General features: G+C 63.3%; 9 protein-coding genes. 4 read left to right on the top strand and 5 right to left on the bottom strand.

The genetic code is table 11. The annotated features are described in order from the left end of the window. Window positions 1–10: 10 nt before the first annotated feature. The 5 genes from ACSSNI_RS00190 to ompR form a co-directional block, all read right to left on the bottom strand. Complete coding sequence (locus tag ACSSNI_RS00190) at window positions 11–2,242, bottom strand: leukotoxin LktA family filamentous adhesin (protein ID WP_200640091.1); 2,232 nt, start codon at window positions 2,240–2,242, stop codon at window positions 11–13. A 289-nt stretch (window positions 2,243–2,531) separates the two neighbouring features. Beyond that, window positions 2,532–4,328 (bottom strand): hybrid sensor histidine kinase/response regulator, encoded by a 1,797-nt coding sequence (locus tag ACSSNI_RS00185; RefSeq protein WP_200640092.1) that lies wholly within the window; start codon window positions 4,326–4,328, stop codon window positions 2,532–2,534. Continuing rightward, the gene (locus tag ACSSNI_RS00180) at window positions 4,325–4,939 is read right to left on the bottom strand and encodes a response regulator transcription factor (RefSeq protein ID WP_159969562.1); all 615 of its coding nucleotides are present in this window, start codon (window positions 4,937–4,939) and stop codon (window positions 4,325–4,327) included. The genes ACSSNI_RS00185 and ACSSNI_RS00180 overlap by 4 nt, the downstream gene beginning before the upstream one ends. Window positions 4,940–5,021: 82 nt before the next feature. Beyond that, window positions 5,022–6,362 carry an ATP-binding protein gene (locus ACSSNI_RS00175; RefSeq protein ID WP_200640093.1) on the bottom strand — a complete coding sequence of 447 codons (1,341 nt, stop codon included), beginning with the start codon at window positions 6,360–6,362 and terminating at the stop codon, window positions 5,022–5,024. Window positions 6,363–6,471: 109 nt separating this feature from the next. Beyond that, window positions 6,472–7,206 (bottom strand): osmolarity response regulator transcription factor OmpR, encoded by a 735-nt coding sequence (gene ompR, locus ACSSNI_RS00170; RefSeq protein WP_102836504.1) that lies wholly within the window; start codon window positions 7,204–7,206, stop codon window positions 6,472–6,474. 229 nt (window positions 7,207–7,435) lie between these two features. Between ompR and ACSSNI_RS00165 the strand changes: the two genes are divergently transcribed. The 4 genes from ACSSNI_RS00165 to ACSSNI_RS00150 all read left to right on the top strand — a co-directional run bounded on the left by ACSSNI_RS00165 (window position 7,436) and on the right by ACSSNI_RS00150 (window position 12,219). Then, window positions 7,436–9,757 carry a Tex family protein gene (locus ACSSNI_RS00165; RefSeq protein WP_200640094.1) on the top strand — a complete coding sequence of 774 codons (2,322 nt, stop codon included), beginning with the start codon at window positions 7,436–7,438 and terminating at the stop codon, window positions 9,755–9,757. Window positions 9,758–9,759: 2 nt separating this feature from the next. Next, window positions 9,760–10,146, top strand: coding sequence for a PaaI family thioesterase (locus tag ACSSNI_RS00160; RefSeq protein ID WP_148925606.1), 387 nt, complete (start codon window positions 9,760–9,762; stop codon window positions 10,144–10,146). A gap of 130 nt (window positions 10,147–10,276) precedes the next feature. After that, window positions 10,277–11,866 (top strand): glutamate--cysteine ligase, encoded by a 1,590-nt coding sequence (gene gshA / locus ACSSNI_RS00155; protein WP_200640095.1) that lies wholly within the window; start codon window positions 10,277–10,279, stop codon window positions 11,864–11,866. 173 nt (window positions 11,867–12,039) lie between these two features. After that, window positions 12,040–12,219, top strand: coding sequence for a hypothetical protein (locus tag ACSSNI_RS00150; RefSeq protein ID WP_148925608.1), 180 nt, complete (start codon window positions 12,040–12,042; stop codon window positions 12,217–12,219). Window positions 12,220–12,246: the final 27 nt, after the last annotated feature.

The raw sequence follows: 12,246 nt of genomic DNA, 5'->3' as shown, positions 1-12,246 counted from the left end.
TGGCGATGGCCTAGGTGGTGATGTAATCGGTGGTCGACTTGCCGGCCTGCACGGTTGAGCTGTTGCTCTGCTCGTGCACCAGATTGACAGCGGTGACGTCGAGGTTGCGCGCGCCGGACAGATTGGCGTTGAACACCGCCTTGGTGTCGCTATCGAACAGCGTCAAGGCAATGGCCGGACCACCGACCGCACCCTCGCCGATCGATTTGAAGCTCACCTCGTTGGACAGCGTCTGCTCGGTCACCGCCGCCAGCGACACGTCGCGCGTGACGTTCAATACCGCGCCCTTGGCGACCTGGGCGATGGTGTCGATGTCGCTGTGCGCCATGCCGAAGGCAAAACCGGCGGTGGACAGCTGGCTGCCATTGCCATCCTTGGAGTTGGTTGCGCTGGACGTCAGGGACAAGGTGTTGCCGCTGAGCGCTTCCATGCGCAGGTCGCGACCGCTGGTCAGCTGAGCGCCGCCCTTCACATCCACCAGCGTCTTGCCGCTGATACGTCCGTAGGCGGCACCGAGGTTGAACGGCAGCTTGCTGTTGAGCAGCGGAATGGAGCCGGTGCTGGTGTCTACCAGGCGCGTGGCTTCGGCGCGGATGTCAATGTCTTCGACGGCATTGAGCACGGCCGTGGTGTCGATCTTCACCTCGGCATCGGCATTGGCGATGGCCACGGTGATGTAGGGCAGCAGCGCGGCCAGTTCCGACCAGCCGCTCGGGTCGAGGCCCAGCGCGGTGATGATGGCGCTATCGGTTTGCAGGTCGGACGGCCGAACGCCTTGCGAGGCAGCATCGCCGAGTACGCCGATGATGTGCGACCAGGTCTCGGCGTCGGTCCAGCCCTTCTCGCCCTTGAGCTTTTCGAACTCGGCCTTCATCTCATCGCTGGAGAACAGGCTGCCCAGCAGCGAGCCAGTGACTTGCGAGGTGCTGGTGGCATGCAGGTCGATCGAGCCACCGGTGATCGAGCCCTTGACGTCGATGGTGCTCTTGGCGTCGGCATAGCCGCTGATCTGCTTGTCGAACGCTGCCGCGACCAGGGTGACATCGCCGGCCTTGGTCTTGTCGGTGGCGTGCCCGGCATCGAGCTTGGTACCGGCGCCGAGGATAATCTCGGCCTTGCCGGCGTGCGTGGCCAGCACCGGCTTGGCTTCGGCGCTGAGCTCGGCCTCCATCTTGGCAGCCAGGTCGTCGAGGGTCTTGGCGTCGCCCGCCTGGAAACCGATGTCGCTGAGTGCCGCCAGCTCAATGTCGCCGGACTGGCCGGCACCCGTCGCACGGGTGATCACTTCTGCATTATCGGCGAGGGTAATCGAGCGACTGCGAAGCGTGACATCGCCGCTGTTCTTGCCCGCGGCGCCGGAGGTGACGATGCTCGCGTCGCCCTTGAGCGCGACGGTCTTGCCGCCTTCAACGTGTACGCTGCCGCCGCTCTGGTCGGCCATCAGCGCCGCCAGCTCGCCGCTGATTTCGACGCTGTCGGCGGCAACGATACGAATGCTGCCATCCTGGCGGACGGCGCCTGTGGCGTTCAGCACGCCCTCGGTGTTTACCGTTGCGCCGAAAATGGCGGCACCCGCATTGAGCGCCGCACCCGACTCGACCACAGCCGAGGCGGCAAACAGGTTGATCGAGCCCGAGGTGTTGATCTTGCCCCCGGTTTCAACACGGACCTCACCTGCTTCGCCGGTCCCGCCGCTGGCGCCGTTCCAGTCGCCACGATCGAGTTCGGCGAGGAATTCGGTATCACTCCAGGTCCCGTTGCCCTTGGCCTTCTCGTGCAGCAGGGCCATTTGTTGCGCGTTGGGTGTGGTCACGGTGAGGCTGCCGACGTTCACCACGCCACTGGCGCCCACCACCATGCCGTGCGGGTCGGCGAAGATGACGTTGCCGCCCAGTTTGCCGCTGCTGAGCAGACTGTTTAGCTCGCCATTGATGACGATGCGTGAGTCATGCACCAGGTTGAGAAGATTGGCCGTGCCGGCTGGCAGGTGCAGGTTGACCGTGTTGGCCGTATCGACGTTGAAATGGTTGAACGAGTTGAAGCCGGTCTGGCCGCGCACGCTCGTGGTGCGAATGTCAGTCACCGAGCCCGCGGTGGTGACGGTAGTGTTCGTTGTCCCATCCTTGACGATAATGTTGGCGCCCCACGCATGGGTCGACCCCATCGCCATCATCAGGGCCACGGTAATCCGGTTCGGCTGGAATGTCTGAACGGCGCCTTTCGTCGATACGCGAATACGCACAGGGTGCTCCTTACCCGACATGACAAGCCTCACTCGTGATTACCTGGGATTTTTTATCGTTAGGAGGCCCGTCATTCGATGTTTCGACGACGTGCCACTCCTCTCGAACACGCGCACTCAGCGCCCGCCCCTGAAAAACAGCGGCAGGATCGCAAGCGGAAAAATACGGGATCGAAAAGGCAACGTTGGCCAATTGCTATTGGGCCAGATTAATCCTTCACCAGCTATAGTCTTTTTGCTCTATTAGCGGCTGAATCACTGCAGATGACAGCAAGATAACGGGAGTCCGTCAGGAGATTGGCGCCAGCCTTTCGTTATCTCGCGAGAGTAGCTCAAGCGCCTGGCAAAGCGCCGACTCACCGACAGGCTTGTGCAGCAAGGCCACCCCGCTGGCCAGGCCCTCGCGTATTCGCTCGGGCGCGGTATCACCCGTGACGACCAGCGCACCCGGTCGGTGCCCCAGCGCCACGCTTATCGCATCAATGGCCTGGTAGCCGGTGGTGTGGTCGCGCAGCCGATAGTCAACGACTAAAATGTCAGGCTGATAACCCTCAGCCACCCGTTGCAGGGCCTCGTCGAGGGTTTCACAGGCCCGGCACTCGGCATGCCAGCTACGAATCAGCGCCGACATCGCCAGGCAATTGGCCGGATCATCATCCAGCACCAGTACGGCACGCCCGGCCAGCCAACTGGCGCGCACCGGCCCGGCAGGCGAACAGACCGGCGGCGCAACCGCCTGCGCAGCTTGAGCCAGAGGCAGTCGCAGGCGAAACACCGAACCACGCCCTGGCACCGAGGCAAGCGTCGCCTCGGTGCCAAGCGCCTCGGCAAGCCCGTTGACGATGGCCAAGCCAAGCCCTAATCCCTTGCGGCGGTCGCGTTCCGGATTGCCCACCTGATGAAACGCATCGAAAACCCGCAGTTGTTGCGCCGCAGGGATGCCGATGCCGGTATCCCAGACTTCCAGCACAGCGCTGCCTTGCCTATGGCGCACTGCTACCAAAACGCCGCCGCGCTCGGTATAGCGGATCGCGTTGTTGATGAAGTTGCGCAAGATCAGCTCGACCAGCTCCGGATCGGCCCATACCTGCAGGGCCGTATCTCGCAAGCGGTAGACCAGACCCCGGCCCTCCGCTTCCGGGGCGAGCTCCCGCTCCAGCTTGCGCAATAGCGGTTGCAGCGCGAACCCGACACAGCGGGGCTGGATCGCACCGGCATCGAGGCGGGAAAAGTCCAGCAAGGTGTCGAGCATTTCCTGCGCAGACAGCGCCGATGCCTGCGCATGGCCGAGCAGTTCCTGCTGCGCCGGTTGCAACGGAGTGCGCCCGAGGGTCGCAAGAAACAGTCCCAGGGCATGCAGCGGTTGGCGCAGGTCGTGGCTGGCCGAGGCAAGAATCACCGACTTTGCGCGATCGGCCTCCTCGGCCTGCTGCTGCGCACGAAGCACCTCCTCCATCTGCTGCCGCACCTGGTTCAGCAGATCCAGATTCTCGAAATTCAGGGCCACGGAGCGGCGTATGTTCGAGGCGTTCCGGGCGATAAAGATCATCATCATGATCAGGAACAGTGGCGCCGCGATGATCATCGCATCGGCGCGCGGATCGCCGTCGAAGACGAAGACCATCCAGGTCGGCGCCACCGAAGCCAGCGAGAAGGCCGTGGCCACCGGCCGGCACGGGCAGAACAGGCCTAACGCGGCCGCATTCATGCCGGCAAGCATGCCGAGGACTTCGACGGTTCCCGACAACGAGCCGAGATCCAGCCAAAGCGGGGCCACCGCGCCCCAGAGGCCACCGGCAAGGCTCAACATGAGGGTCATCAGCAAGGCATAACGCTGGGCACCCGACTCGCCCAGACGATCCGGCAGCCAATGCCGCCCAAGCGGACCGACCAGGCAAACCAGCCCCATCAGCCCCACCCAGACCAGCACACCCTCGCCTGCACCACCATGCCGGAGCGTGGCGGCCATCAGCAACGCACCGCCAAAGCAGCCCGCCGCACCGGCCGCGTAACTGTCGTCGATCAGCTTCATTTGCGCGGCAAGGATGCGCGGCTCATCAAACCCCAGCCAGCGGTAACGGCTCACAGGCGCACGATGCCCCGCCGCTGGGCCTCGACCACTGCCTCGGTGCGACTGCTGACCTGTAGCTGGTCAAGCACTGCCGAGACATGCACGCGCACGGTGTTCTCGGACAGCCCGAGCAGGTAGGCGATGGCCTTGTTCGACTTGCCTTGGCATAGCAGACCCAGTACCTCGACCTGTCGCGCGGTGAGGCCCGAGTCGCTGCAACCCACTGATGCCGGCAACGACTGGGGCAGGCTTGCGCAACCATCCGGGAGGCAGGCCAGAACCGCCCGCTCGACCTCTGCCGGCTCAGCGGACTTGCAGATATAGCCCTGCAAATCAAGGCCGGACAGTCGAGACTCATCCGGCATGGCCTCACCCGAAATGACCAGCAAGCTGGCCGCGGGCAGGTGCAGCCTCAGCATGGCGATGCCATCGAGCCCATTGATACCCGGCAAATTGACGTCCAGCAGGATCACATCGACCATACGCTGACCGTGCTGCGTAATTGCGTCCGAGACGGTACCGGCCTCGAATATCTCGCCGACACAGTCGAGCTGGGCAAGCATCAGTTTCAGACCGGTACGGAACAGCGTGTGATCGTCGATCAACAGTAATCGGGCCTTGCGCACGACAAGAGCACCTCGCAATTGAATGCGGGCGATCTTATTGCAACAAGCAAGCACGATGCCAGCAATCGTTGCCAGGGACAGCTCAGCGAGCCTGCCGATCCCCTGCAGCCGTCGCCGCGCCTGGCGGTAGCAGCAGACCCAGCGGCAAACTGACGCGCGCCTCGAGCCCGCCGCCCTGACGGTTGCGCAGCTCCACGCTGCCACCATGCTGCGCGGCGATGCGCTTGACGATCGCCAGGCCCAACCCGGCACCATTCCCACCACGGGCGTGATCGCCTCGGATGAAGGGATTGAAGATGCTCGCCAGCGCATCCGGATCGATTCCCTGCCCACGATCCAGCACGCTGAGCACCACATAGGGCGAGCGCCGGTCGCCGGACACGCAGGCCTCCACCTCGACCCCATGGCCGCCATAACGCAGGGCATTTTCGATCAGGTTGACCAGCAGGCGCTTGATCGATACCCGCCGCAGCGCCAGTGGCGGCATCGGCTCCACGCACAAGCGCACGCTTTCTCCGTACTGGTTGTAAGGCGCCACGACTTCACGGACCAGCTCACCCAGGTCGACGCTTTCCACCGGCTCGTCGCTGCCGTCGCGGACGAAGGCGAGAAACTGGTCGAGGATCGCGTTCATGTCCTCGATATCGCGAACCATGTCTTCGGTGAGTTCGGCATCGCTAGTCATCAGCTCCAGCGACAGGCGCAAGCGCGTCAACGGTGTGCGCAGGTCGTGCGACACGCCGGCCAGCATCAGCTCACGCTCGCGGCCGGCCTGCTCGACGTCTTCGGCCATCTGATTGAACGCGCGATACACCTCGGTCATCTCGCTCGGCGTGTCACTGATGGGCAAGCGCACGCTGCGACCCTTGCCGATCTGCCGGGCGGCATAGACCAGGCGCTTGAGCGGCAGGTTGAGCTGGCTGACGAAAATCCATGCCGCGGCGGTGGACAGCAGCCCTATACCGAGAAACCAGCCGAGCACGCTCCAGATCCGCTGTCCGCGCAGCGGGTATGCGTAAAGCGGCACTTGCAACCAATCCGGCCCGAGGCTTGGCGCGCGCACCCAAATGGCCGTGTCAGGCTGGATGCGAACCCGCACGTCTGTCTCGACACCAAGCTCGGCCTGCATCTGACGCTGGAAAATTTCCGTATAGGGCCAGTGGTACTCACTGGGCGGTACATCTTCCGTCGTAACTCGCTGCAGCCCGGCCGCATCGGCAATACGCTCACGATTCTCCTGATCGGCGGCCCAGTAGGCACGCAGGGTCAACGCGGCGCCGTGGCTGTACTGGCGGTCGACCATGACGTCCTCGTTCATCATCAGGTACACAAGCATCAGCACCTTGGAGAACAGCACCACGATCAGCACCATCCACAGCGTGCGGGCGAAGAAGCTTTGCGGGAACCAGAGCGGGGTTTTCATAGAAGAGCCACGGCGCAAACGCCGGTTATCGAGCAGCCCGTGCGGACAGGCTGATTAGCGATAACGGCGGACTCTGAAGCATCCGCCGCCAGAAGTGATGCGTGCCGACTTACTTGTTGCCGTCCGGCACGAACACATAGCCCACGCCCCATACGGTCTGGATGTAGCGCGGCTTGGAAGGGTCCGGCTCGATCAGTCGGCGCAGGCGGGAGATCTGCACATCGATGGAACGCTCGAGCGCATCCCATTCGCGGCCGCGGGCCAGGTTCATCAGCTTGTCGCGGGTCAGCGGTTCGCGGGCATGCTGGACCAGGGCCTTGAGCACGGCGAATTCACCGGTAGTCAGCATGTGCACCTGGTCGCCCTTCTTCAGCTCGCGGGTGCCAAGGAACAGCTCGTAATCGCCGAAGGTGACGGTCTCGTCCTCGCTGCCCGGCGCGCCTGGCACCTGCGGCGCCTGGCGCCGCAGCACCGCCCGAATCCGCGCCAGCAACTCGCGCGGGTTGAACGGCTTGGCCAGATAGTCGTCGGCGCCCTGCTCCAACCCATGGATCCGGCTGGCCTCGTCGCCCTTGGCGGTCAGCATGATGATCGGAATCTGATTGCCGCCTTCGCGCAGGCGTGAACAGGCGGAAAGCCCGTCCTCACCCGGCATCATCAGGTCCAGCACGACCAGATGGAACAGCTCGCGGCTGAGCAGACGATCCATCTGCTCGGCACTCTCCACGGTCCGCACGCGATAGCCCTGCTCATCGAGAAACCGCTCGAGCAAGCGCCGCAACCGGGCATCGTCATCGACAATAAGGATCTTTTCGCCTTCGCTGGCGGGCGCAGTGCTGCTCATGGAAACTCCCGTAAATATCGTCAATGCATTATGCGCACAGTGATGTAAACGCAACTGAAGCCATTGTTAGCAGATTTTGCAGGGCGAAGCCGAGAGCCAATGGAATGAGTCGACAGGCCTCTTGCTGGCTTTTTCGTCCGACTGCCCGCCTCAAGCCAGCCGCTGCCTTTATAATCGCGCCCTTTCGCGCAGGCCCGGCCTGCATGGTTTGACTGACCCAGGTAGGTTCATGGACAGCATCAATTCTCGCCTCGCCGCTGAACTGGGCGTGCGCCCGCAACAGGTTGCCGCCACCGTGGCGCTGCTCGACGAGGGCTCGACCGTGCCCTTCATTGCCCGTTACCGCAAGGAAGTCACCGGCAGCCTCGACGATACCCAGCTGCGCCTGCTCGAAGAGCGTCTGCGTTACCTGCGCGAGCTGGATGATCGCCGCGCCTCAATCCTCGCCAGCATCGAGGAACAGGGCAAGCTGACGCCCGAGCTCAAGCGCGAGATCGACCTCGCCGACACCAAGACCCGCCTCGAAGACCTTTATCTGCCCTATAAGCAGAAGCGCCGCACCAAGGGCCAGATCGCTCTGGAAGCCGGTCTGGGCGACCTGGCCGATGCGATCTTTGCCAACCCCGAGCTGAATCCCGAAACCGAAGCCGCACGTTTCATCGATGCCGAAAAGGGCTTCGCCGACGTGAAGGCTGTGCTCGAAGGTGCCAAGTACATCCTCATGGAGCGCTTCGCCGAAGACGCCAACCTGCTGGCCAAGCTGCGCGATTTCCTGACCCACAACGCTACGCTCAGCGCGCGCGTGGTGCCCGGCAAGGAAAACGAAGGCGCCAAGTTCAGCGACTATTTTGAACACGACGAGCCGCTCAAGAGCGCGCCCTCTCACCGCGCCTTGGCGATCTTCCGCGGGCGCAACGAAGGCGTGCTCAGTGTGAGCCTGAAAGTGGGCGACGAAGCACCCGGCACCATGCATCCGGGCGAGGTGATGATCGGCGAGCGCTTCGGTATCGCCAATCGCGGCCGCGCGGCGGACAAGTGGCTGAGCGAAGTGGTGCGCTGGACCTGGAAGGTCAAGCTCTACACCCACCTGGAAACCGACTTGCTCGGCGAACTGCGCGACAAAGCTGAAGACGACGCCATCGGCGTGTTCGCGCGCAACATGCATGACCTGCTGCTGGCCGCGCCGGCTGGCCCGCGCGCCACCCTGGGCCTCGACCCCGGTCTGCGCACCGGCTGCAAGGTGGCGGTGGTCGACGCCACCGGCAAGCTGTTGGATACCGCTACCGTCTATCCGCATGCCCCGCGCAATGACTGGGACGGCACCCTGGCCGTGCTGGCCAAGCTCTGTGCCAAGCACGCCGTCGACCTGATCGCCATCGGCAACGGCACCGCCAGCCGCGAAAGCGACCGGCTCGCGGCCGATCTGATCAAGCAGGTGCCCGGCCTCAAGCTGACCAAGGTGATGGTCTCCGAAGCCGGCGCCTCGGTGTACTCGGCGTCGGAGCTGGCCGCCAAGGAGTTCCCGGACCTGGACGTCTCCATCCGCGGCGCGGTCTCTATCGCCCGTCGCCTGCAGGATCCGCTGGCCGAATTGGTGAAGATCGAGCCCAAGGCCATCGGCGTCGGCCAGTACCAGCACGACGTTTCTCAGCTCAAGCTGGCACGCTCGCTGGATGCCGTTGTAGAAGACTGCGTGAACGCCGTCGGCGTCGACGTCAACACCGCCTCGGTAGCGCTGCTGGCTCGCATTTCCGGTCTAAACACCACCCTGGCGCAGAACATCGTGGCCTACCGTGATGCCAACGGTGCGTTCACCGCACGCAGTGAGCTGAAAAAAGTGCCGCGCCTGGGCGACAAGACCTTCGAGCAGGCCGCCGGCTTCCTGCGCGTGATGAATGGCAGCAACCCGCTGGACGCCTCGGCCGTTCACCCGGAAACCTATCCGCTGGTCAAACGCATCGCCACCGACACTGGCCGCGACATCCGCTCGCTGATCGGTGACTCGGCGTTTCTCAAGCGCCTGGATCCGAAGCAGTTCACCGACGAAAGCTTCGGACTGGTAACTGTCAGCGACATTCTTCAGGAGCTGGAGAAGCCCGGACGCGATCCGCGCCCCGAGTTCAAGACTGCCGAGTTCCAGGAAGGCGTGGAAAAGCTCAGCGACCTGACGCCTGGCATGGTGCTCGAAGGCGTGGTGACCAACGTGACCAACTTCGGCGCCTTCGTCGACATTGGCGTGCATCAGGACGGGCTGGTGCACATTTCTGCGCTGTCCGAGAAGTTCGTCAAGGATCCGTACGAAGTGGTCAAAGCCGGCGACATCGTCAAGGTCAAGGTCATGGAAGTGGACATCCCGCGCCAACGCGTCGGCCTGTCCATGCGCATGAGCGATACCCCCGGCGAAAAGGCGGACAACATGCGCGGCAACGGCAACAACCGTGGCGGCCAGGCACGCGGCGAGCGCAAGACGGCTAAGCCGGAGACCAAGCCGGCTCCGGCCAACAACGCCATGGCTGCGCTGTTCGCCAACGCTAAAAATCTGAGGAAATAACGGTGCGCGAAGTCGAAGCGGTGGGCAGCAGCAGTGCCTTCGGGCGTCTGCTGGGGCTGGAGATCGTCCAGGTCGCAAATGGAGAAGCACTGCTGCGCCTGGCCATGCACGATGGCTTGCGCAATCTGCACGGCAAGCTGCACGGCGGCGCCCTGTTCTCGCTGATCGACACCGCCATGGGCCAGGCCAGCCACAGCCTCAACGGCGGCGAGCCGAACAGCGTCACGCTCGAGTGCAAGGTCAACTACATCCGCCCGGTTACTGAAGGTGAGCTGACCTGCCGGGCCTGGGTGGTGCATGGAGGTCGGCGCACCCAGGTCATCGAAGCCGAGGTGCATCAGGGCGAAAAATTGGTAGCCAAGGCCCAGGCGACCTTCTCGGTTATCTGAGTCATCGGACTGCAGCGTCGGATTCGCTGGAAACGCCCCGCAGCAGTGCGCGTTCCATCGTTGACGGCCTCTTGTAGAGCGTGCGATCCACCCCCATATTGTGCCGACTGACGCGTGAAGGAATTCCCAATTGAGCGATCTTCTCTCCCACCGCCTGGCGCTGCTGGCCGAGCACCACAACCTGTCGCTGCTCTCGCAATGCCTGCATGGGATCGAGCGTGAATGCCTGCGTGTCGACGCCGATGGTCAGCTGGCGCTGACGCCGCATCCGCGTGCACTGGGCTCGGCACTGACTCATCCGAAGATCACTACGGATTATTCCGAAGCGCTGCTGGAGTTCATCACCGGCACTGAAACCGACCCGACCAAGACCCTGGCCGAGCTCGACGCCATCCATCGCTATACCTATAGCCAGCTGGATGGCGAATACCTCTGGAGCCCGTCGATGCCGGGGCACCTTCTGGAGGAGGAGCAGATTCCGATCGCCGAGTACGGCAGCTCGAACATCGGTCGACTGAAATATGTGTACCGCCAAGGCCTGGCGCTGCGTTACGGCAAGACGATGCAGTGCATTGCCGGCATCCATTACAACTTTTCGTTGCCCGAGGCGCTGTGGGCTACGCTGCAGGCCGATGAGAGCGACCAGCGCTCTGCGCAGGACTATCAGTCCTGGCGCTATATCGCACTGATCCGTAACTTCCGCCGCTACAGCTGGCTACTGATGTATCTGTTCGGCGCTTCGCCCGCGCTGGATGCCAGCTTCATGCGGGGCCGGTCGCACAAGCTCGAGCAGCTCGACGAAGACACCCTGTATCTGCCCTATGCCACCAGCCTGCGGATGAGTGATCTGGGTTATCAAAGCAACGCGCAAGCTGGCCTTACGCCCTGCTACGACGATCTACCGAGCTACACCAGCAGCCTGCACAAGGCGGTATCGACGCCCTACCCCGATTACGCAGCGCTGGGCACCAAGGATGCTGACGGCAACTGGCAGCAGCTCAACACCAACGTCTTGCAGATCGAGAACGAGTACTACTCGAACATCCGTCCCAAGCGCGTGACCGATACCGGGGAACGCCCGCTGCATGCGCTGCGCGCGCGGGGCATCCAGTACATCGAAGTGCGCTGTCTCGACATAAATCCCTTCCTGCCGCTGGGCATAGATGTCAGCGAAGCGCGTTTTCTCGATGCTTTCCTCCTGTTCTGCACATTGCAGCAGAGCCCTTGCCTGATAGAAGGCGAATGCCGGGCCAGCAGCGACAACTTCCTCAAGGTCGTCAAGGAAGGTCGCAAACCCGGGCTCGAGCTGCGTCGCTGCAACGAAGACGTCAGCCTGCAGCAATGGGCGAGCGAACTGATTGGCCAAATCGGCCAGGTCGCCGCGCTGCTCGACCGCAGCCATGGCGGTGACGAGCATGCTCGCGCGGTCGCCGAACAACAGGCCAAGGTCGACGACAGCAGCCTGACGCCTTCGGCCCGCGTACTCGAAGAGTTGCAGCGCAACGGTGAAAGCTTCAGCCAGTTCGCCCTGCGTCAGACCCGCCAGCACGCCGAGGACTTCCGTGGCCGTGCGTTGTCCGATGCCGACATGGCCTGGTTCGATGAGGCTTCGCGTAACTCGCTGACACAGCAGGCGCAGGTGGAAGCCGCCGATACTCAGGACTTCGACAGTTTTGTCGAAGACTACCAGCGCAGCCTGACCAGCCTCGGCGGAGCCTAGTCCTCACCAACAGTCCGGCGGATCGCTCTAGTCCGGCGGCTTGGGCGGGGCGCCGGATATGCTGCGGCAAAATGTGAACTTTTCCCTCCTTCTCAGGGTTCCAATGTGTGTCTTCGCCGCGCCGATGCAGCGCGCCGAAGCCTCAAAAGAACAAGAAGAAGAGAGGTGCATTCATGTCGCTACTGGACCTGTTGGTGTCCGCCCGCAAAGGCAGCCTTACCACGGCAATCACCATTGCCTTGCTGATCGGGCTGATTCTGCAGATTGATGGACTTATCCCAGACCCCGCGCTTCGCCTGACCGGCGATGCGGTCGAGGTGCACTCAGCGAGCCCCTACCCGACGCCGGACTGAACCGGGGCGGCGCAGGGCCGCCGCTCG

Source organism: Stutzerimonas tianxiuensis, from assembly GCF_053470365.1.
This window is presented reverse-complemented; position numbering and strand designations above follow the sequence as displayed.

What these genes read in the sequence shown, in the direction of transcription:
- ACSSNI_RS00175 (WP_200640093.1), bottom strand. Translation starts at nt 6,362, where the DNA reads ATGAAAACCCCGCTCTGGTTCCCGCAAAGCTTCTTCGCCCGCACGCTG.
- ompR (WP_102836504.1), bottom strand. Translation starts at nt 7,206, where the DNA reads ATGAGCAGCACTGCGCCCGCCAGCGAAGGCGAAAAGATCCTTATTGTC.
- ACSSNI_RS00165 (WP_200640094.1), top strand. Translation starts at nt 7,436, where the DNA reads ATGGACAGCATCAATTCTCGCCTCGCCGCTGAACTGGGCGTGCGCCCG.
- ACSSNI_RS00150 (WP_148925608.1), top strand. Translation starts at nt 12,040, where the DNA reads ATGTCGCTACTGGACCTGTTGGTGTCCGCCCGCAAAGGCAGCCTTACC.